The sequence below is a fragment of the Heyndrickxia acidicola genome (genome assembly GCF_001636425.1).
Taxonomy (GTDB): Bacteria; Bacillota; Bacilli; order Bacillales; family Bacillaceae_C; genus Bacillus_AE; species Bacillus_AE acidicola.
In genome coordinates, this window is sequence record NZ_KV440953.1 from 1546961 (window position 1) to 1569521 (window position 22561).

At 36.2% G+C, this 22561-nt stretch carries 21 protein-coding genes; 4 read left to right on the forward strand and 17 right to left on the reverse strand.

Annotation, left to right across the window (positions count from 1 at the left end):
• Nucleotides 1–331: 331 nt before the first annotated feature.
• The 8 genes from glnA to A5N88_RS07230 form a co-directional block, all read right to left on the reverse strand.
• A complete protein-coding gene (glnA, locus tag A5N88_RS07190) occupies nt 332–1666 on the reverse strand; it encodes a type I glutamate--ammonia ligase (RefSeq protein ID WP_066264432.1) in 1335 nt (444 codons plus the stop codon).
• Nucleotides 1667–1747: 81 nt separating this feature from the next.
• Nucleotides 1748–2149 carry a MerR family transcriptional regulator gene (locus A5N88_RS07195; protein WP_066264433.1) on the reverse strand — a complete coding sequence of 134 codons (402 nt, stop codon included), beginning with the start codon at nt 2147–2149 and terminating at the stop codon, nt 1748–1750.
• A gap of 359 nt (nt 2150–2508) precedes the next feature.
• Nucleotides 2509–3771: a methionine gamma-lyase family protein gene (locus tag A5N88_RS07200; protein WP_066264435.1), complete on the reverse strand. Its 1263-nt coding sequence runs from the start codon at nt 3769–3771 to the stop codon at nt 2509–2511.
• Between the two features lie 12 nt (nt 3772–3783).
• The gene (gene hflX / locus A5N88_RS07205) at nt 3784–5031 is read right to left on the reverse strand and encodes a GTPase HflX (RefSeq protein WP_066264436.1); all 1248 of its coding nucleotides are present in this window, start codon (nt 5029–5031) and stop codon (nt 3784–3786) included.
• Between the two features lie 304 nt (nt 5032–5335).
• Entirely contained in the window at nt 5336–6280 is a 945-nt protein-coding gene (gene spoVK / locus A5N88_RS07210) for a stage V sporulation protein K (protein WP_066264437.1), read from the reverse strand.
• A gap of 637 nt (nt 6281–6917) precedes the next feature.
• The gene (gene hfq, locus A5N88_RS07220; protein ID WP_066264440.1) at nt 6918–7154 is read right to left on the reverse strand and encodes an RNA chaperone Hfq; all 237 of its coding nucleotides are present in this window, start codon (nt 7152–7154) and stop codon (nt 6918–6920) included.
• A 26-nt stretch (nt 7155–7180) separates the two neighbouring features.
• Nucleotides 7181–8137 carry a tRNA (adenosine(37)-N6)-dimethylallyltransferase MiaA gene (gene miaA, locus A5N88_RS07225; protein ID WP_066264442.1) on the reverse strand — a complete coding sequence of 319 codons (957 nt, stop codon included), beginning with the start codon at nt 8135–8137 and terminating at the stop codon, nt 7181–7183.
• Between the two features lie 456 nt (nt 8138–8593).
• Nucleotides 8594–9541, reverse strand: a complete 948-nt coding sequence (locus tag A5N88_RS07230) for an alpha/beta hydrolase (RefSeq protein ID WP_066264444.1) — start codon at nt 9539–9541, stop codon at nt 8594–8596.
• 205 nt (nt 9542–9746) lie between these two features.
• On the opposite strand from A5N88_RS07230, the gene A5N88_RS25785 reads away from it, so the two are divergent.
• The 3 genes from A5N88_RS25785 (at nt 9747) to A5N88_RS07250 (ending at nt 11698) form a co-directional block, all read left to right on the forward strand.
• The gene (locus A5N88_RS25785) at nt 9747–10310 is read left to right on the forward strand and encodes a thermonuclease family protein (RefSeq protein WP_066264446.1); all 564 of its coding nucleotides are present in this window, start codon (nt 9747–9749) and stop codon (nt 10308–10310) included.
• Between the two features lie 876 nt (nt 10311–11186).
• On the forward strand, nt 11187–11384 hold the full coding sequence (locus A5N88_RS07245) for a hypothetical protein (protein ID WP_066264449.1): 198 nt from the start codon (nt 11187–11189) through the stop codon (nt 11382–11384).
• Nucleotides 11385–11524: 140 nt separating this feature from the next.
• Entirely contained in the window at nt 11525–11698 is a 174-nt protein-coding gene (locus A5N88_RS07250; RefSeq protein WP_066264451.1) for an asparagine synthase, read from the forward strand.
• A gap of 42 nt (nt 11699–11740) precedes the next feature.
• Here the strand turns inward: A5N88_RS07250 and A5N88_RS25435 are convergent, their stop codons facing one another.
• From A5N88_RS25435 to A5N88_RS07260, 3 genes are all read right to left on the reverse strand, one after another.
• On the reverse strand, nt 11741–11902 hold the full coding sequence (locus tag A5N88_RS25435) for a hypothetical protein (RefSeq protein ID WP_198160196.1): 162 nt from the start codon (nt 11900–11902) through the stop codon (nt 11741–11743).
• A 401-nt stretch (nt 11903–12303) separates the two neighbouring features.
• Entirely contained in the window at nt 12304–13287 is a 984-nt protein-coding gene (locus A5N88_RS07255) for a hypothetical protein (protein ID WP_066264453.1), read from the reverse strand.
• Nucleotides 13288–13317: 30 nt separating this feature from the next.
• Nucleotides 13318–13560, reverse strand: a complete 243-nt coding sequence (locus A5N88_RS07260) for a hypothetical protein (protein WP_066264455.1) — start codon at nt 13558–13560, stop codon at nt 13318–13320.
• A gap of 737 nt (nt 13561–14297) precedes the next feature.
• Here A5N88_RS07260 and A5N88_RS07265 point away from each other — a divergent pair.
• Nucleotides 14298–15113, forward strand: a complete 816-nt coding sequence (locus A5N88_RS07265) for a DUF8832 domain-containing protein (protein ID WP_066264457.1) — start codon at nt 14298–14300, stop codon at nt 15111–15113.
• Nucleotides 15114–15333: 220 nt separating this feature from the next.
• Here A5N88_RS07265 and A5N88_RS07270 read toward each other — a convergent pair whose 3' ends face one another.
• The 6 genes from A5N88_RS07270 to A5N88_RS07300 all read right to left on the reverse strand — a co-directional run bounded on the left by A5N88_RS07270 (nt 15334) and on the right by A5N88_RS07300 (nt 22411).
• Nucleotides 15334–15975, reverse strand: coding sequence for a response regulator (locus A5N88_RS07270; RefSeq protein WP_066264459.1), 642 nt, complete (start codon nt 15973–15975; stop codon nt 15334–15336).
• Nucleotides 15976–15980: 5 nt separating this feature from the next.
• Nucleotides 15981–16802 carry a sensor histidine kinase gene (locus A5N88_RS07275; RefSeq protein ID WP_066264461.1) on the reverse strand — a complete coding sequence of 274 codons (822 nt, stop codon included), beginning with the start codon at nt 16800–16802 and terminating at the stop codon, nt 15981–15983.
• 329 nt (nt 16803–17131) lie between these two features.
• Nucleotides 17132–17434: a hypothetical protein gene (locus A5N88_RS07280; protein ID WP_066264462.1), complete on the reverse strand. Its 303-nt coding sequence runs from the start codon at nt 17432–17434 to the stop codon at nt 17132–17134.
• 861 nt (nt 17435–18295) lie between these two features.
• Nucleotides 18296–19939 carry a family 14 glycosylhydrolase gene (locus A5N88_RS07290; RefSeq protein ID WP_066264465.1) on the reverse strand — a complete coding sequence of 548 codons (1644 nt, stop codon included), beginning with the start codon at nt 19937–19939 and terminating at the stop codon, nt 18296–18298.
• Between the two features lie 555 nt (nt 19940–20494).
• Nucleotides 20495–21244: a DUF3226 domain-containing protein gene (locus A5N88_RS07295; RefSeq protein WP_066264466.1), complete on the reverse strand. Its 750-nt coding sequence runs from the start codon at nt 21242–21244 to the stop codon at nt 20495–20497.
• Nucleotides 21245–21247: 3 nt separating this feature from the next.
• Nucleotides 21248–22411, reverse strand: coding sequence for an AAA family ATPase (locus A5N88_RS07300; RefSeq protein WP_066264468.1), 1164 nt, complete (start codon nt 22409–22411; stop codon nt 21248–21250).
• Nucleotides 22412–22561 lie beyond the last annotated feature (150 nt).

Consider the following 22561-nt stretch of genomic DNA (forward strand, 5'->3'; position numbering starts at 1 on the left):
AATGTGTATTTGGAATAAGGTTGCCCATCCTCAATTTTCCTCGTTACTGGCTAATAATTATTTATAGAGTTAGTTGCATTTGCAGATATAAATTTTCCTATGAACTTCTTGGACATGACAGCATTCAAATTACAGCAGATGTATATGCTTGTATACCTAAAAAAATTGAAGAGAAGAGCATGAATGAATATGAGGAATATATAATTAAAATTGTTGAGTAAATTTCATTTTATGAGGGCAGTTTGTGGGCAGTATGAAAATAACCTGTCCACTTTCTTTTCTGCCCACAAAAGAAAAAAACCCTGGCACTATATACCAAGGCTTCCATCTATTAATATTGCTGCATGTACTGCTCTCTTTCCCATGGATGTACTTGTGTTCTAAACATATCCCATTCAATCTCTTTCGCTTCTACAAAGTGATCAAGAATATGTGTACCAAGTGCACTAGTCATCACTTCATTGGATTTAAGGTTATCCAAAGCCTGGATAAGTGTAGCAGGAAGGTCAGTAATACCTGCTTCTTCACGCTCTTGCTTATTCATGACATAGATATTGCGGTCAACTGGTGCAGGAGCTTCCAGATTATTCTTAATTCCGTCAAGGCCAGCTTTTAACAATACCGCCATGGCTAAATAAGGGTTTGCCGCTGGATCTACGCTTCTTACTTCCACACGTGTACTTAAGCCGCGGGATGCAGGAATACGAATTAATGGGCTTCTGTTCCTTGCAGACCAAGCAACGTAGCATGGTGCTTCATATCCTGGAACCAAACGCTTATATGAGTTTACTGTCGGATTTGTAACAGCAGTAAAGCTCGTAGCATGCTTCAGGATACCCGCTAGAAATTGATGAGCTGTTTCACTTAGTTCTAAATTGCCCTTAGGATCAAAGAATGCATTTTCATTCCCTTTGAATAAAGATAAGTTTGAGTGCATTCCGGATCCATTCACACCGAATAACGGCTTAGGCATGAAAGTTGCGTGTAACCCATGTTTGCGTGCAATGGTTTTAACTACAAGCTTAAATGTTTGGATTTGATCACAGGCAGTAATAGCATCAGCATATTTAAAATCAATTTCATGCTGACCAGGTGCCACTTCATGATGGGAAGCTTCAATTTCAAATCCCATTTCTTCTAATTCTAAAACAATATCTCTACGGCAATTTTCACCAAGATCTGTAGGAGCTAAGTCAAAGTAACCGCCATTATCATTAAGTTCAAGAGTAGGTTCACCGTTTCCATCTAATTTAAATAAGAAGAATTCCGGTTCAGGTCCAAGATTGAATTTCGTAAATCCAAGTTCTTCCATTTCTTTTAATACTCTGCGCAGATTGTTACGCGGATCACCATCAAATGGAGTTCCATCTGGATTATAAATATCACAAATCAAACGGGCAACTTTGCCTTTTTCAGCAGTCCAAGGGAAGATAACCCATGTATCCAAATCCGGATATAGATACATATCAGATTCTTCAATCCTTACAAACCCTTCAATAGATGAGCCGTCAAACATCATTTTATTGTCTAATGCCTTTTCCAGCTGGCTGTATGGAATTTCCACATTCTTAATGGTTCCCAGAATGTCGGTAAATTGCAAACGGATAAATTTTACATTTTCTTCTTTAGCAATTCTAGTTATGTCATCACGAGTATATTTTGCCATTGTTTCTTTCCTCCCTTAAACTCCACAAAAGTATATATTATTAACTTTAAAAAGGAACACACAAATCAGAAAAGAAATGTTTTAATGAAAACGCGGAAACTCTCTTTGCTGCATTCCGGGCTTTTGAAATCTTCCCACTTGCAATAATTCCTGCCGAAGCAGCTTCCTTACTTCCTCATCAGAGAGATCTGAATTGATTTTCCCACTGTTTTTTTCATCTTCTATATGGTGTTGTACAGTTTTCATATGGAATATTTTCTTTATTCCAGCAATATTTATACCTTGTTCCAACAAATCTTTAATTTCAAGCAATACATCTACGTCATTTAAGGAATAGAGCCTGCGGTTGCCTTCTGTTCTTGCCGGAGAAATCAAGTCCTGTTCATCATAATAACGAATTTGTCTTGCTGAAAGATCTGTTAACTTCATAACGATGCTAATTGGCAATAATGGCATAGAACGGCGAATTTCTTTACGACCCATTATGATCTCTCACTTTCTATTAACTACTTTCATTTTATGTTATGTGAGTTTTTTTGTCAACATAATGTTAGAATACCTTACATCAAAATTCTTTCGAAATTGTTGTAACAAAAAAAGCTTCCTTATCTTCTAAAATAAGACAACCCCCTTGCTTATTTTGTAAGGGTTTTGTAGTCTTTAGTTGAGAAAAAACACAGCGAGGAAGTTACGAACTGATGTTGACTTTTCAAAGGAGGAAACTTAGAATCTGTACGCCGATTGGCACTGGAGCTAATCAGAGACTGCATTGGATAACATTTTTCATACTTTCCTTTTTAAAAAAGCGGATAGAACCCGCTCCATCCGCTTATAAAATTAAATTAAATTAATCCTTTGTCCAAAAGCCTGTCCAAGGCTGATAAAACGGCAATTTTCACATGTGAGTATGTTAGTCCTCCTTGTACATACGCCGTATAAGGGGGACGTATTGGGCCGTCTGCAGATAATTCGATGCTCGCCCCCTGGATAAACGTTCCCGCAGCCATTATTACATCATCATCATATCCAGGCATGTAGCTTGGGTAAGGTGTTACATATGAATTAATGGGCGAAGCAAACTGAATGGCCTGACAAAATTCAATCATCTTGTCCGGATCGTCAAATTGGATTGATTGTATTAAGTCCGTTCTTTCTGCATCCCAGGCTGGATGTGTATTCATGCCAAAATGTTCGAGTATAGCGGATGTAAATACAGCCCCTTTGAGCGCCTGCCCCACAACATGCGGAGCCTGAAAAAAGCCCTGGTACATTTCTTGAAGACTGTATAGCGAGGCACCTGCTTCTGCGCCGATTCCGGGAGAGGTCATCCGATAAGAACAGGCTTCTACCCATTCTTTTTTCCCAACTATATATCCCCCTGTCTTGGCAATTCCACCGCCGGGATTCTTAATGAGGGATCCGGCCATCAAATCCGCACCTGCATGGCAAGGCTCTAATTCTTCTACAAATTCGCCGTAGCAGTTATCTACAAACACTACCACATCGCGCTTGATTTCTTTCACAAAACGAATCATCTCTTCAATCTCATTCACCCTGAAAGACGGACGATTAGCGTATCCTTTTGACCGTTGTATACCAATCATTTTCGTATTCGGTTTAATAGCTGCTCTTACCGCCTCGTAATCGATTTCTCCATTTGAAGCAAGATCAACTGCATGGTAATCAATATTAAATTCCTTTAGAGAGCCGTTTCCACTCCCTCTAATGCCTACTACTTCCTCTAACGTATCATATGGTTTCCCAGTTATATAAAGGAGTTCGTCGCCAGGACGAAGAACACCAAAAAGAGCAATCGTTATGGCATGGGTTCCAGAAATAATTTGAGGCCTCACAAGAGCTGCTTCTCCGCCAAACACATCTGCATAGATCTTTTCCAGTGCATCCCTGCCTATATCATCATATCCATAACCCGTTGTAGGATTAAAATATGTATCACTTACACGGTGGGAACGAAAGCTTTGAAGTACTCTAAATTGATTACTTTCTATCCTTCTGTCTATTTTCTGATGCTTATACACAATTTGGTTCTCGATTTCTTCTACAATCGGCTTTAATTTCTCACCATTTACTAAAAACTGAAACATTTCGCTACTCCTCTATCGATCAAATTTAGCCAGCTCTCCGACCACCGGATGGTCTTCTAGAGCATATCCTTTACATCTGTACGTTTGGTTTTCTTCCTGGAAAACCAATTCACGCAAGATGGTATCATTTTTCAAAGCTGCTAAAAGCTTCCCTTCTGTAGATGGCACCAGGACATTGTAAGCCTTCATTTGTTCTAGCACCTGCTCCTCTATACGATGCTTCAGCTTTTCTCTGTCAGACTTATCAAGAGCACTTATCACAATCTTATTGCCAGCAGCCGGCCAAAAGTCTGGATGCTGTTCATCGACTTTATTATACACTGTTAATTGAGGTATTTGGTTCATTTCCAAATTATCAAGAAGTTTATGAACTGTTTTTTCGTGATTTGCATAATCAGGATTTGAACTATCAACTACATGGAGCAGCAAATCCGCCTCTTTTACTTCTTCCAAAGTAGAACGAAAGGCTGCAATCAGTGTAGTTGGCAAATCCTGAATAAACCCGACTGTATCTGTAAGAATGGCTGAATATCCGCTTGGAAGAATCATTTTCCGACTCATAGGATCAAGTGTAGCAAAGAGCTGGTTTTCCTCATAGGAATCAGCTGAAGACAGCCTGTTAAACAAAGTGGATTTACCGGCATTCGTGTATCCGACTAAAGCAATTTGAAAAGCTTTATTCCTTTTTCTTCGTTCCCTGTAACGCTCTCTATGGTTCACAATGGCACTTAATTGATTTTTTATTTCATCAATCCTTCTCCGGATATGACGACGATCGGACTCCAGCTTTGTCTCACCTGGCCCTCTGGTTCCAATCCCGCCTCCAAGCCTTGAAAGCTCACTTCCTTGGCCAACTAGGCGGGGGAGCATATATTGAAGCTGGGCTAATTCCACTTGAAGCTTCCCTTCTTTTGATCGTGCTCTTTGTGCAAAAATATCAAGAATCAGCTGAGTCCTATCCAAAACTCTAGCATTCAAGTGCCTGGATAGATTCCTCAGCTGACTTGGTGAAAGCTCATCATTAAATATGATGAGATCAGCTTCAAGCTCTTCTTCAAGGGCTTGGAGTTCTTCCACCTTCCCTTTCCCAATATAAGTAGAGGAATCAATCCGATCCCGCTTCTGTGTAACGGTTGCAATTATTTCACCGCGAGCAGTTTCTGTCAGTGCACCCAGTTCTTCCATGGAATATAAAAAACGGGCTTCCTCTTCGTTCAGCCAGCATCCAACCAAAATGGCTCTTTCCATTTGTTCTTCCATCCATTGTCCTCCCTCTCGGACTCGTTTATAATATTTTACCAAAAAAGCTTCAATATCTAAAACTTCAGCTTTATATTTTCCCTTTTGTATGTATAGGCAGTAATGAAAAAGTGACCTAAAATCACTTATATAAAAATTTGCACACTGCCTATTTGGTTTTATCCTTTTTCAGCGCAAAAATCAATAAAAGATTTGGTTAATTACTTATTTAATGTGTATTTTTTCACTTCTGTTCCTTCAATAAAAGGCTTTATTTGTTCATCTAAGCCCTTTTTTAGGGATGTGAACAAATAAAGCCTCGTGACTACTCTTGAAAGATAAGGTCATTACTTCGAAGGGTTAACAAGTCATGCTTATCATAACTGTTTTGCAATAAGAGTCTCATTGCTTGTGAACGAATCGATTTCTCTATGATATTTCTTACATAGCGGCCATTTGAAAAGCTGGATGCATGCAGATTTGTTTTTAAATGATAAAGATGTTCCTTTAATTTTCTTTCCGCATCATGGCTAAGTAAATATTCCTTTTCCTTTAGCATTCGTTTGCCAATTTCCATCAATTCCTCCACTGTGTAGTCAGGGAATTGGAAAACTAAAGGAAAACGGGAATGGAGTCCCGGATTTAAACTTAAAAAATATTCCATTTCGTTGGAGTAGCCTGCAAGAATTAAAATAAATTCATGCTGTTTGTCCTCCATATGTTTAACCAAAGTATCTATGGCTTCCTTTCCGAAATCCTTTTCCCCTCCCCTTCCGAGGGAGTATGCTTCATCAATAAACAGTACACCGCCTAATGCTTTCTTAATTAAGTCTCTTGTTTTTTGGGCTGTATGGCCAATATACTCTCCAACTAAATCCGCTCTCTCTGCTTCAATTAAATGCCCCTTGCTTAAGACATTCATTTTTTGAAAAAGCTTCCCAATAAGCCTAGCAACAGTTGTTTTCCCTGTACCTGGGTTTCCCTTGAACATCATATGAAGGGCCTGCTTCCCTGTTTTCAGGCCTGCCGCTTCTCTTTTCTTATTAATGTAAATCCACGCGTAAACTTCTTTAATCATTTTTTTCATTTCATCCATCCCTACAAGGGCAGACAATTCATTTTCAATTTCCTTTAAAGCTTCATGCTCTACGGAATTCGTCTTTGGAACAACATCTTTATGGATCACATTCATATTCACAGCTTCCCTTTGCTGAGCGTTTAGTACAATACTAATTTGTCCGTTATTTTTCATACGGATAGGTTGATCCAAAGCGTTCACCTCACATTCTAACAGCATTATACTCTACAAGAAAAAAAACGTGACAAATGCCTATTTTCAAAAGTCCCTTATACAAAAAAGAACACAACTACCGTATTCTAAATGTTTGTTTAGATAATACTTAAAGAGTAAGTATTCAGGGATGCGATTTACGACAAAATCCTCCTTCAACTGATACAAATACAAAGATTCTGTCGTTTCCTGCGCTTTCCCGAGAAATAATGGGCCTCTTTTCATTTTATTCATTGCATGACCATTCATGACTTTGTTTATGATTTTCACTCGTTTCATATTCCCTGTTAAGTTCTTCGTCCATTATCTCTTTTAGCAAAACCTACCTTGATCTAAAAAAACAACAGAGTCTTTACCAAGGCCCTCAGAAAACAAAAAAAGCGCAAGCGCCTTTCTCATCGGCCTAGGGATTACGAAGTCTCGACTGAGAAAAAGAAAACACAGCAAGGTTATTCACAAGTTGATGTTGACTTATCTTAGTTAGGAGACGGAGATATCCGATAGACTCTCAAGCTAAACAAGAAAAAAATCTTAATTTCCTGGTGCAAATAAAAAGGCAAAGGAGTATTGTGCACTCCTTTGCCTTAAAAAGTTCTACATATGGATAACGAAGTTCTTAGCTTTGAGGTTCTTCAAAATTAATTTGAACATTTTTTTGTGGTGAAAACGTAGAAATGGCATGTTTGTATACCAACTGCTGTTTGCCGTCAGATTCAAACAGTACAGTAAAATTATCAAACCCTTTAACAAGCCCGCGAAGTTGAAAACCGTTTAGCAAAAAGACTGTTACAGAGGTATTGTCTTTTCTTAATTGATTTAAAAATTGATCTTGAATGTTGATTGCTTGTTTCATTTGGAATCCTCCTCATTCTTTCTCTATCATAAAGTATTCGATTTTAATTCCAGCTTTCCTGCAATATAATTTGAAATATCTTCGATTTTTTTTTGTTTTTCTGCTTGATTGCTCATATCGAACCAGGCTACGTCCATTTTATTACGGAACCATGTGAGCTGGCGCTTGGCATAACGGCGTGAATTTTGCTTTAATTGCTCAATCGCATTCTCCAAACTGATCCTGCCATCGAAATATTCATAAAGCTCTTTGTACCCGATGGCTTGAATTGATTGTACATTACGAACTTTTCGATCGTATAACGTTTTGACCTCTCCCAGAAGCCCTTCCTTAAGCATCATGTCAATTCTATCATTAATCCTCTCATACAGCTGATCTCTACCCATTGTCAAACCCACTAAGGCTGTATCATACAAAATTTCCGGCTCTTGCATTTTTTGATATTCTGTAGCCGTTTTTCCTGTACAATGATAAATTTCCAGTGCACGGATAACTCTTCTGATGTTGTTTGGATGAATTTTCTCTGCACTCTCCATGTCTATTTCCTTGAGCTTCTGATACAAGAACAGAGGTCCTTCTTGATCAGCGAGTTCTTCAAGTTCCATTCGATAGTTTTCATCGCCGGCTGCATCACTGAATTGATAATCATACAAGACTGATTGAATATACAAACCTGTACCGCCCACAATCATCGGAATAGCATTTCGGGCATGGATTTCATCAATTTTTTCTCGTACGGATTTTTGAAATTCTGCTGCAGAAAAAGATTCTTCCGGCTCCTTAATATCAATTAAATAATGCGGAACACCATCCATTTCTTCCTTTTTGATCTTAGCAGTTCCAATATCCATGTCTTTATAAATCTGCATAGAATCCCCGCTAATAATTTCACCATTAAATTTCTTAGCAAGATAAATACTTAATGCTGTTTTGCCTACTGCAGTAGGACCAATTAATACTATTAATTTCTTTTTTTGTTTCAAGTCCTTCACAGCCTTTATGATTAGTTGGATATCGTTATAATTTCTTTAAAATATGCATAAAGAAACGTCTACTCTATCCTACCATAAACCCGCTTTCTAATTGGAACAGTTATATATTATTCCCACTCTATTATTTTTTAAACTCTTTTATTCAGTAAAGTGATATAGGGTTAGGACGTGCCCAGTTTTATACATGGCTGTTTTCGAATAAATTGTTTCTTTTCCCAAAAGTGTTAAATCCGTATTAAGTGAGGCATCGCGGCATCTTTTCCTCTTCAATCATTTTGTTTTCAAGCTTAGCCCCTGTTGTGTATCCTAGATTCATTTATTCAAATAGCAACAAAGATTACGAAAAGAACCTTATACATTACCTATTGCTTCAACATGATTCTTGAGCTATGATAATGACAAAACCTTCCTTCATTCTGCTTCAGCACTTCTCTATTGTCGATTTTTTCATTCTATCTTTTTTCTGTTTAACTGCTTTAATATCCAGGTTAAAATCGACTGATACACCTCTTCTTTATTTGTTTCATTCAGCATTTCATGCCTGCCTTCGGGGAAAAAGGTGTATTCTATATTTTTCACTCCATTGTTTTGAAATTGCTTAATTACTTTTAATACTCCTTTTGTTTTTCCTCCTACTGGGTCATTACTGCCGCTCAGAAAATAAAATGGCAAATCTTTAGGGATATTTCTTATGTACTCCTCCTTATGAATAGCTTCCAGCCCGGATAATAAGTCGTAAAAAAATCCTGAGGTGCATATTTGTCCGCAATAAAGGTCGTTAATATATTTTTCCACCTCGGATTGGTCCCTAGACAGCCAGTCATATTTCGTTTTCACCTGATGAATTCCTTTATTATAGCTGCCAAATACCAGTTTATCTAAAAAGGGACTAGAAGCTTTTGGACCCTTCCTTTTCATTTCCATTAAAGCAATCAGCTTGCCAAGCCTCCCAGCCATGCCGGGATTGCCTCCTGTACCCGATAATATGACTCCAAACATCTCTTGTCCGTATTTTTGGACATAACTTCTTGCGAGAAATGAGCCCATACTATGACCAAACAAAAAGATTGGAATATTCGGAAATTCACACTTAATATACTCTGTTATTTCTTTTAAATCCAGCACAGCGCGTTCAAAGCCTTCGTTATCTGCAAAATGTCCAAACACCCCTGCTTTTTCACCTGTTTTTCCATGTCCTCGGTGGTCATTGCCGTAAACAATTAGACCTTTGCTTGTCAGGTATTCTGCAACCCCCCCATATCTTTCAATATGCTCAGCCATCCCATGCGATACCTGTATTATCGCTCTAGGTGTTTCTTCTTCTTTATACATCCACTTTTTCACATAAACATCATAATTATCACTCATCTTAAGCCAGAATGTAGAAGATCTCATTTTAGACCCCCTCTCTTTCTTTTTATATCTATTTTATCATGGGCCGTTTATAAATATATTCACTTCTAGTGAAATGCCAAAAAATTTGATTATCTTCCTTCAAAAGTCTCTGCTATGCTTCTATAATGAAATCTAATTTCTTGTTTTGAAAAGTCATCCAATCAAAAATTATCCAACCTGCAATCTAAAAAAAGGGGGCCGAATTTTGAAAACAAATCCATTAATCTCTTTTTCTTTCATCCTTCTTATCCTGATAATCGGGGGATGTTCAATTGTATTCAAGAACCATTCCTCAACCAAATTATCTCCAGATAAGAGTAAAATTACGGAAGGATATGTAAAACGAGTGATTGACGGTGACACCATTCTCGTAGCTTTTAAAAATAATAGGGAAGAAAGAGTACGAATGATCCTCATTGATACACCTGAAACAAAACATCCACATTTAGGCGTGGAACCATTTGGTCCTGAAGCTTCAAAGTATACAAAAGAGAAGCTTTATGGGAAAGAGGTACAGCTTGAAACGGACGTTCAGCAAAGGGATAAATATGGGCGTCTTCTTGCTTATATATGGGTAAATGGAGAATTGTATAATGAAGAGTTAATCAATAATGGCCTTGCTAGGGTTGCTGTGTTTCCGCCAAATACGAAATATGTCAGGATATTTCGCAGCCTTCAAGCTATTGCTCGTAAAAAGAAAATTGGGATATGGAGTATCAAAGACTACGTTAATGACAGAGGGTACAATACAGACATTTCTTTTAAATAGCCCTTTTTTGAAAACATGTATCTATTTGTATTAAAAAAATGGTTTAGACACTTGGCGGCAATGCAAGCTTTATATAGTGTGCGTAAAGATTGCCTGATAGCTGACTAAACAAAGAATTGCCCATAATACGTTAACCAGCAACTTATGCAAAAACACCCTTTACTTTAATAAAGCACAACCAGCCGCCTTTAATTTTCCATTTATTTAAGCATCATTTTCGAACAGGGAAGATTGCAAAGACGTTTTCTATCTTAAAGAGACGCCTGCTCTTTTTGACATAGCAAAAAGCTTGCAAATAACTCCCTTTTACAGACAATATTTTTATCCTGCGTTTAGACCAGCTCCCTTTATCTGACCGATAAATGATTTCGAATATCCGTCCACGGCTGATGTCTTTCAATAAATTATACTTATTCATTCACACATCTCTCCCTGCTAATGTTCTTATCAAGTATAAACAAACGTATGTTCGTTTATTCGTTGTATGCAAAGAGAGGGAATAAAGATGCCTCCTCTTAAAATTAAACAGGAGGATAAATCCCAAAAAAAGATAAAAAGGGAGAATGTCTTTCTTCGTTTCATCATAAAGTAAAAGTACAAACTATTGCTGAGTATACTTGTTCAGGTTAGAAATAAAGATTTAGGACAGACTAGGGAATACTCATCCTTCGACTACAGTTATACCTAAAAGCGGATGTTTTTTGGTCTGAATTATGCAGAACCTAATACCTATCTAATCACGTGTGGTTTCCCACAAATGCTATTTGGGTATATTTTACTAGTAGGTCTTTTTTCTCTTTCTGGTAAAATCCTTTTTTATCAATCTTATTTACTATATAATATGTAAAGACCATTTTATTATAAGGCGGTTTTAACATGATTCATGAAGAAGAGCATATTATTTTTATAATTGAACTCGGGCGCCTGATAGAGGACTACCACAATTGTAAAGACGAAAAAACAAAAGACATTATATACAAAGATATTATGCTTCTAAGCGATGTGATTAATCCTAAATATGATTATATAAGCGATAAAAACAAGTTCGATACATTCAAAATGCATCACGTATAATTCCCCTTATGCTTCCGGTTTTTTTTGAGACCGGCCATTTCTTTCCCCACTCATATCATACATATTTTATATTAAGATGGACAAATTATAAGTGGCGTACCTATATACGCTAAGAAGGCTATGTTCAGGGAGGAATTCATTTGAATATACGTGAAGGTTTGATTCCGACTGCACTGGGAACAGCTGTTACCGCTACTGGATATGCATTAAAGCAAAAACGAGGTTTTAACAAAACCCTTTCCAACACGGTTGTCGGCTTTGGACTTGCCCACATTGTATTAGGTGTGATTGACCTTGTTGAACATCGCCATTAAAGATTGTCAGGTGAGCACCAATCAGGTGCTCACCTGACTGTACTAATTGCTGGCATCCTTTAGCAGAATATAATGACTCTCAAGCGTTGCCTCTGATACCGATCTTCCGGTACCTAAATAAATCTGGTTATGCTGTATAGCTGTTACCATGGCTAGAGCTTCTGAATCTCTTCGTTTGTAGATTTGTCCAATTTTCACTTCCACGGTGTTACTCCTTTACACTTTTTATTTTTATCTGTGCTTTATCCATTAGCTTACCCGAAACCAGCCTCTTTATCAGTATCCGACCACCCTGCACACCTTGTATAACAAAAGGCTTTGTTAAATTTCTATGTTGATAACTTTTTTTTCAAGAAAATCTTTTAAAAAATAGGTTCTGTTATAGATCATTATTGGTTTTTGCAACCTTTTTGATTGGAGCGGAAGGAAGGAGACTCCTGCTTAAAAAAGCGGGTTATGGAGACCTCTCAAGTACCCCCGGAAAATGAGAGCCTGCGCCCAAATCAACAGGTAATATTAAAAGAGCCTAAAAATAAAAAGTGCCGGCAATATCTCTCTAAAAAAGAGGATTATGCCAGCTTGATCCAAGCCCCTTAACCAAAGCATTATTGTTCTTTTGAAGGTTTATTTTCCATCCATTTAATTAGTCTCTTAATTATAAATGGAACTAAAACACCTATCATTGCTACAGGTATTGCTTCCCATACTTCTAATGGCGGCGTTATAAGAATACCTGATGTATGTATCCAATATAGTCCGAAAAAATAAACCAAACTTCCAACAAGACCAGCCAGCCAATTCACTTTTCTAATAAGCAGATAAAAAAGAGGAATAAAGATAATCGTGACAGGGACATAGGACGTTGGATAGTCGATGAAAAAAAAGATCGTTTTAGCTGCAAAACGCAGGACGATGTACAAAGCAGCCGCTGCAAGCGGAATTAACCGGCTGCGGCAAATCAGGCTTACCAATAAAACGAACACAGACACTACTAGCACCGAGTAATTGGGATAAATCCATTCCGGAATACCGCCAAATATCTGAGATTTCGGATTAGATATCAGCAATAAAATTTGCTCAGAAGCAATGGATGCATGACGCATATATTGATCATACGAAATAGCTCCATTCTCCTGCTGCATATTCGGAAAAACAAGGTCTTCCAAAACAAACATAGCAAACCAGGTATGATTTGATTTCCAGGAAGGAGCTGTGTCTTTTGTCCAAATAACATAGCCTCTCCAGGCACCAATAATCATGATCATCGTTCCGATATAGTAAATAAAATGAGTAGGACTCCAAGTCGTTAAATCAATTCCAAAAGCAATATGATAACTGAAATCCAGTGGAATTCCTACTAAAAATAATGTATAGCCAACAGTCGTCAGGTTCCTTGAGAGCCTATCCATATAATGAGGACGCCTCCACTCTGTATAGAGGAGGATCAGACCGAGAGCAAATCCTGAGAAATTCACAATATGTGGAATAGAGTATTTCTCAAATAAATATTTAAAGTGATATGAGGCATCCCAGGCTGAACCCACGAATTTCAGGAAAAAAGCAAGGACCCATAATCGATAAAATGTCATTTTCTGCTCCCCTTTAGAAAGATACGCCAATTACCCCAGCAAATCAAAAATACTTCCATAATACACTTCAAGAACGAAGTTAATAATGAGGATGATTCCAAAAATAATGCCGGGTAATTTAACATTTTGCTGGCGTAAAAGTTTATAAATGCACACAATGGCAGTTCCTACAAGAAGGATATTAAAAAACAATAGCCACCAAATCAAATACGGACTCACTGACTTTGAAATGATTATTACATGCCCCAAGTACAATGGAAATGGAATAAACATAGCTTCCCTCCTTCAATGCTGTTAAAGGCAGTCAATCCCTTTTCAAAAATTGGATAAATATACATATAATATAGCATGCCTTATCTTATAAATGTGATAAAAAATGGCTCTGGAAAATTGATATGTTCAACACTATGTGTTTTTAGCTCATTTTTCCTTTCAGTTAAGCTGAAGAATATGTTCAACGGCAAGTTTCACAAGTATAAGGCAAAAAATAACTCTATTTTAAGTTTCATCCATATCTTTTACTATTATTCAAATTTATACATAATAACACAAGATGTAAACCATTTTTAAAATTGCTCTTAAATATAAAGTTCTTTTTAAGATAATAGTAATAATAAAATCCAGTTTAACAAGTCCTTATCCTGTATTTCGCCATACTGAACGTTGAATTTATGCCCTTAGAGCAGGAATAGCTATAGAAATGCCTCCATAGCTTCGTGTATTAAATTACCCAATAAGAAACTGGTTTTTGTCTTTAGTGATTTACTTTTCCCCAAAACAAGTCTATAATTTTTTAGTATCGTTTCTATTAATCAAGCAGGCTCTTTTTGTAAACTTTGTTCCTATTAGACTCAAGAAATGATAAAAAGCAAGGTCCTGTAGCAAAACCTATGTATTGCTTACGAAAAAATGCCACGAAGACAGACAACATACAGAATGATCCTTTGTACGTAAGGAAACGATCTATGCGAAAACAGCCAATCAATTAATATCAGTGAGGTGTGGACTATTTGAGGAGCATTATTGTTTTATGTATTTCTCTTTGTACCTTAGCATTAACCGCTTGTGGTGCTGCGAACATACCTACCTCATCTCTGCAAATGCAAATGAGCTCGATGAAGCCTGTTAGCGGTGATGATACCGAATCTACATGGAATGTTCCCAAAAACCCGCATGCCAATCAAAATGTAACTATTTCAATTCAAATAGAGGATAAGCACGGGAAACTAATAAAAAAGTTTGATACTGTTAACACGAAGAAAATGCATTTAATTGTTGTTAACAAAGATCTCTCTTATTTCGCTCATATCCACCCTGTTTTACACAGCGATGGAACTTTTACCATTACTACTTCTTTTCCTGAGGGTGGAGATTACAAACTGATCGCTGAAATGACACCCTCAGGCTTTCCGGACTACAGCATTGAAAGCCACTGGATACATGTTCAGGGAAAGACGCCTAAGCAGCATCCTATAGCAGCGGATAACGTAACAAACAAAACAATAAACGGGATAAAAGTTTCCATTTCCTTTGATCAAACAGTAAAAGCCAAAAAAAATGTCAATATGGTATTTACAATGCATGACGCCAATACGAACAAGCCCATTCATACTCTTAAGCCATACTTAGGAGCAATGGGGCATGCTACAGCCATTGACAAAGACAATAAGATTTTTCTTCACATTCATCCCTTATATGCAACAGGAAATGGCCCTGGAGTCACCTTTATGACATACTTTCCTCAAAAAGGAATATACAAAGTATGGGGACAGTTTAACGTAAATGGCAAGCTGGTGACTGCTCCGTTTATCGTAAAAGTTTTATAAATTATCGTTTAAAAGAGGAACCGTCCCTATCAGTTATGCCATGATTAACTGCTAGAGACGGTTCCTCTTTTATTATTAGGCTTTTTTTAATATTGAACATAAATTTTCAATCATTTATTTATTTCAATTACCAACAAGTATACGAAAAGAGCCATTATTTAATGGATTTAATCTTTAATAAAAACATATTTATAACACCTATATTCCATCTTTAAAGGGTTTAATCCATTAATCCTTTTTGAAATGCATAGCTGGTTAATTGAACACGATTTTCCAAATGAAGCTTACTTAAAATATTTTTCAGATGGCTTTTAACGGTATTTTCTGAGATAAATAGCGTTTTCGCGATTTCCCTGTTCAAAAGGCCTTTTGCTACAAGCTGAAGAACCTCCAGCTCCCTGCTGGATAATGGTATTTCCATTTCATCACCGGTTCGCACTTTTGAAAATTCACTAAGAATACGGAAGGCTATTTCCTTTGACATGGGCACTTCATCCAAAGCAAAAGCCCTTAGATAATCGTACCATTCCTCGGATTGAATATTTTTTAATAAGTAGCCCTGCGCTCCCTTTTTTAAAGCATCAAAGAGATCGGTAATATCATCGGAAACAGTAATCATGACAATTTTAACAAAAGGAAACTTTAATTTTATAATTTTTGTAGCTTCTAAACCATTCATTTCTGGCATCTGAATATCCATTAAAATAATATCCGGCATTAATTCCTCTGTCAGCCTGATGGCGTCGTTTCCATTTCTTCCTTCCCCCACAATTTGAAAATCCTTGTACTCCTCTAAAATTTCCTTTATGCCTTCTCTAGCATGAGAATGGTCATCAATAATAAGTATACGAAAAGGCTGCATTATACTCACTCCTTTCTAATCTCCAAGACCGTTTTATTCTTTATACAGCGAATTGAAAAGATCCAATTCATTTCTCTCGCCCGATTTCTAATAATCTGGAGTCCAAAGCCTTTGCTTTTCTCGAGGTCCTCCTCTTTGAATCCTTTTCCTTTATCCATAATCAAACAAATCCAGCCACCTTCTGTTTCTTCTGAAAGGATTTGGATTTTACTTGTTTTTGCATGTTTTATGACATTCATCACGGCTTCTTTTATACAGGCAAATAGCTCTATTTTTTCCTTTGCAGATAATATATCTTCCTGGATTCCCCAGCGAAAATCCACATCCATTTGATGATTATTCTCCAGCTCCATTAGAAATTGATGAATGGTATTGGTCCAGCTAAACGTTACTTCATTAGGAGAATGCTTTAGATTAGCAATGGATTGCCTAACATCTTCATGCACATGCTGCAGTGTCTGTTTCAAGTTTTGAAAATCGGTATATTCTTCAAGCTGGTGCTTTCTGCCAAATTTGTTGACTTTTACGCCAAGTAAAAATAAGCTTTGTGCAATGCCATCATGCAATTCCCGAGCCAAGTTTTCTCTTTCCATTAAAGCTGCCTTTTTCAATTTTTCAAGCTCTAACTCTTTTTGAATTTTCTCCAGCATTTTGAATAACCGCAGCAAAAAAATAATGGTTACTGCGAAAACAATCACCGGAGACAAAAAATTCCCTACAATCATTGAGATATATGGAAGTAAAAAGACATGCCTTATGTATTCCCACAAACCAATCGTTACAGTAGGAAGGAAAAGTATAATCCACTTTATATGCCGGTACTTCAAAATATCACCCTATTTTTCTATGAATATATTCTAGTTTATCATTTGTATAAATAGTATTTAAAGTTTTTCCATTAAAATCATCCTTTTGAGTCAGCAGATATGGGGAACGTAATAGAAAAGAAAATTGATTTAAATTCAATATGGAAAAGATGAGGAGAAATAGAGGTACAATAATTCAGATCGCCTTCACTTCCTGTTAAAGGAATAATAAAGGAGCTAGACATAGACTAGCTTGGTAATTGATTTAATAAAGAATTTTTATACTTTCCTATCATGCAAAAAAGGAGGCTAAAACAGCCTCACTATCTATACATATGGTCTTCTCGTCTTCATAAAGCCATAAAGTAAGTAATGGAAGCAATCAAGACAAAAAAGAAAGCAGCATAGATGATTTGAATAAAGCTGATGGTGGATTTAGTGTAATTAGCGTTGCCTTCTCCCACCTTCTTACACTTCTCCCTTTTTTGTTGGTAATCAACTAATCCAAAAAACAATCGGCATACCCACTGGCTAATTTCTTCTGTTTTGAAAATGTAGCTAAGGAGGGGTTTCTTGCTTTTTCGCCTTGCCATCCTTGACATCTCTGCAGAATTATTAACCTCACCCTTTTTCAATGCATATGTATCTTCCATGCTTCATCGACCCCTTTTATTTTCCAAAGTATATTTTTTGAGAAACAAAGTTTTCAGATGAATGTCTTCCATTATTTATTCTATGGTTTTCTCAATCCCAATGCCCCCTTGATCCAATTCTTTTTTATACCCACTTTTTAGAAAAAAGTATACCATACAGCCAAAATCCTATGAGGACAGTATTTGTCGAAGGAAAAACGATTTTTTAGTCGAAAAAGGAGCTTGTATCAAACATCCTTGAAATGATCCTGTAAATTTATCACTTTATCTCTTAATAATTAATGTCTTGTGTTATTTAATTTGGCTGTGTTAAATTTCAATGTTTATAACCACTTATTTTTTAGCTCATTTTACAGTAAAGAAAGGAATGAGCTAAAAACAACAGTATCCTATAACAAAGCTTTTAATTTAAAGATAATACCCTGATTTCATTCACCACTATATTTGTTATTACGGAATTGGCAAAAACAAAGAAGACCCCTTTATACCAAGGGATCTTCTCTTTAAATAAGGCTGTTTCAATTATATTTGTTCCACCCGTTTTTTTCATCACAATTGCAGCATACTTTTCGAAAAGAGCCCTTAGCAATTACATTACCCGTTTAAAATAAGTAAATCGCATGTTTTCGTCTTTATTCTTATTTATTAGATTGATTTGGTAATCATATAAATTGTTATTTCCTTTTTCACCATCTTTTGTTTCGGACCGGAAGATTTGTGGTCAAATTGGTGGTCAATCTTGTTTATGTGGTCAAAAGTTTTTAAATTGGCTCATTCCCTTTCTTGTGTGATAGTTTAAATTGTCTATATTATTACCTTTGTGGTATATTTCTTTTTTCCTAAAAATTCGCAGTGAACGAATTAATTTTGCCAATTCAAAGTGTATGAAGCGGTGCCACCGGATATATATGGGACACTCCATGAATGATTTGATCCGCCTTCCCATGTAATATTTCCTGCCCCATTTTCTTTAATTGCCTTGAACTGATAAGTATGGTTAGCTCCTAAATTAAATGTTGCCTGCCAAACACCGTTGCCAATATATGTGGCAGGAACAGCATAATTTGTATTCCAACCACCAAGCTCTTCACGGTCACCCACAATATAGACATTTTCACCATAACTTGTATTTGCCCCATTAACTGTAATAGTTACTTGTTGAGGTGTGAGTGCAAGCGTTTGTGTAAAAGGGCTTAATTCACTTGTTGGTGTTCCGTCTGAGTTAACAACATTGCTTAATCGTAATAAAGAAAACCCATTAAATCCGTAATTAAAGGTCATCTCAGCAGCATTATTGTATTTACTCTGATCATTACTGATTGCCAATGCATTTTCGCCACTGTGAGGGACACCATCTTGATTACACAAATTTGCTACTTGTTCTACTAGGGTTTGTGGCATACTGTAGTCTGGATATACCCCAGAATCACTCATTTCTAAATCTGTAAATGCCAACTCTGCATTTGCTGATTTGAAGGCTGAAACAAGCGTTGAATAGTTATATAAGCCTGCTGTGTCTTCCGCTTCATGAGGGACAGAAGGATTATTATATTGCCAATGTATGCCTGGGACTTTGGCTCCTAAAGGAGCTCCATATGAATCTAAATCCGAGTGGGCCTTCGACATGACAGATGTTAAATGATTGGTTAACACCGATTGATACCAAGTTAAAAAATCATCTCCATATGTCATACGGTAACCCCCGCTGGAAAAAAAGTTATCTCCATTTGAAGGCGGCATAACTTGTGAAAAAGAACTAAGACTTGTTCCCCATGCTGTATTTAGAGCTGAAATGGTTCCATATTTACTTTGCATAGCATTTTGAAAACTTGTTTCCGCTGCAGTTGAATACGCCTGTAATTGACCACGACCTGGATATGACCACTTATCACTCGCATTATAGCTTGGATAACGCAATTCCCCTGCCGGCCCCATTCCTATAAATATTTTGTAAAAAGAACCTTGGAAAGCAGTCATGTTACTAGCAAAGGATTTGAAGGCTTCATCATATAATGTGTTTGCTTCCGTAAACCATGGAGCAACTGCTTCATTATCATAATAACCGTCCTCAGATTTGTATTGCATTTGATCATTGGTTCCCAAAGCCCAAACCCAACTAGGGACAGGGAAATTACAATTGTCTCCTACATTACCTCCACATTGATGAAAAGAAAAAATTGGCTCAATCAAAAGACCTGCATTTTTAATATGTGTAAATACGTTTTGGTAGTAACTCCAATCAAATTGGTTACGAGCATTAGGTTCAAAGTGATTCCACCACATATCTACTTCAACAGCTTTTACACCGTTATTTTTTAAAGTTGTTAATTGACTATCAAATGCACTAAAATCTGTGATATCCGGTAAATTGAGCATAACCGAAACTTTATAATTACTGGGCACTCCTGCATTCGTTGACCCTTGAGCAAAAGCAGAAGTAAAAGTACTAAAAACTAAAATGAATGTTAGTAGTGAGGGTAAAGTTAATTTTTTAATAGTGATCATATGCGTTTACCAGCCTCCTTAAATTTTTTTTAGTTTTAATAGTTTTGTTTATACACATCACCTCCAAATCAACGAAAACGGTTTCATAAATTCAAAAATGAAAAGTTAGGCACTTTAAATATGCTACCAGTCCCTAACTTATATTGATATTCGTTAGTCTTAAACTGTATTCCTTCTTCCACTAAATGCTCCGTTACTTGAATAAGTAACTGATCGCCGCAGCGATCATTCATTTGGGTGTGGTGGGTTGACAGTTTCGTTCATATCCGTTTTGTAGATCTAAGGTGAAGGGGTTAAAATTTGCAGTAGATCCCAAAGGTGAAGCAGCTACACATGGTTTAAAGATTTATCAAAATGTCCGTCGGGAAACTGGATATAGAAAAACGCAGTTGTGAATGTTACTTATAATGGAGTACATGAAATTACCGAGACGGTTAAGAAGAAGGAATATGAATATTTAACACTTGATTAAAAAAACACCTCCGAAGAGATGAATTTTTATAACTTATATTTATGTATACGGCAATATATATTTATTAAGATAAGTCCTTTTAATTAATTTATTATTTCACAGAGTAATTCCAACATTTTAAAACCATCTTGAAATTCTGTATATTGTTCCCATGGTATGGATTTTAGTAACTCATCAACAATAGTAAATACCTTCTCCGGATACATAATCGCCATTACTGTCGCAAACTCCACCTTTAATTTTTGCCTTGTACTTCTAAGATACTTTTGAGATTCAGTGACACGTATGAATTCCCTTACTTTTAAAATAATTTCCTCTTCTTCGTCCTGAGTGCTAAGCACCTGAAGTAAAAATGTTTCTAAAGCTCCTGGACCATCAAACGGAACAATCAAACACCCTATTACTAAATTTTGACTTAAATCAAAAGAGTTATTATATACTACGTTAGTCCACTGTTTATTCGTTAGACTAACTCCTTCTATTCGTTTCAAAAAATATCCAGATAGTTCATTTGCCTTGTTTTCTTCTGTTTCTTGGTCACGATCAGCTAAAACTAAAATTTTATCAAACATTTGCTCCGGATTACCGTACCAGTTTAATTTCAGTATATTTTCTATAGCATAATCAAATTTGTCCTTTCCTCCTATTCCCCAAATTACTAAAAAATCTTCTCCTCTTTTGTACCAACTCACAATCTCACTATCTTTATCTCTAATTGGAATACTTATTGGCTTTTCATTCTTTTTATAAAAAACCCAGTTTTGGACTTTAATTAAATAGTAAGATAACAAAATGGAATCTGTTTTTCCTTCGCATAAAATTATATACTTCATCGTTTATCTTAACTCCAATTGGTATTTTTCTCTTGTTTCGTATGCTTCTTTACCTGTTAAGACACGCGTAAAAACTTTATTATTAGGGACATCATTTTTTATAGTTATTATTCTAACTATATCTTCTCCATTCAAGGTGCTATCATCTTCATAAATGGACTGTAGAAGATTATCTATAAACTCAATGCTGTGAGAAGTTAAAAATAACTGGTTGTTATATTTTTTTGCATACTTATACAAGTTTTTTGACAACTGTCTCTGTGCCGTAGGATGGAAAGTTGCATCAACTTCCTCTATACAATGGACAGCGTTTTGATACAAGATTAATCCTCCAAGTATATTATACCAGCGTTGAACACCATCACCGAAATTATACATTGGCAGCAACCCTTTATTTTTTACTTTAAAAGAAACTGGTGAAGAAGTTCCATCAGGGTATGGTATTGAATCTATACCATCTATATTCGGAAATGAACTTTTTAACTCCTCCAGAAAGTCACCCATAATCCCATTGCGTTTTAAGAATGAATATATCTTTGTATTCTCAAGTTGATCACGATGAGTAAGTATATCCACGAACCTACCTAACATTAGTGGGTCACTTTGAAGTTCAGGAAAAAATGGGGGGAATCCTAAATCCACACTTTTTACTAAATTATTATTTATTTTAACATTCCACTTACCGATTTTCTGATTTGATTGGTTTCCTTGCAAAGCAATATTTATGTGACCTAAGTTAATTTGGTTCATTTGAATGTTACTTTCAATTTGTTCATTACCAAAACTACCCATTAATTGAGGTTTAAAATCTGCAAATATACTATACGGCTCAAAAATATGATCTACGGTTGTTTCTTGATTATCATGAGTCGCAGAAAAACTAAAGTTAAAAGGTTTTTCGTTATTGTTATAAGGCAAGCCTAATACCCTCTCGGTAAAATCATATATACCGGTTATATTATTAGCCCTACGTGCTAATATATTGCTGACATATGAATTTACATTCCCACCACTTACAAACGAAAAGATTGATTCTAAAATCGTGGTTTTTCCTGCATTGTTACTACCTAAAAAAATGTTAATCTTGTTTAGGTTTTCAAATTGAATATCTTCAAACTGTTTGAATTTTTTAATTCTAAAGGATTTTATCATTTGTTTACCTCTCATCCTCAAATTTCCCTAAAATTAGTGCTATCACCATTATACTTAATTTCTATAAAATTACATGTCGATAATTGGTCTAAAGCAATTTTTTTAGACCCCCTAGTTAATTTTCACTGTTTGAAAAGCATGATGTTTATCTAGAAATTGCAAACA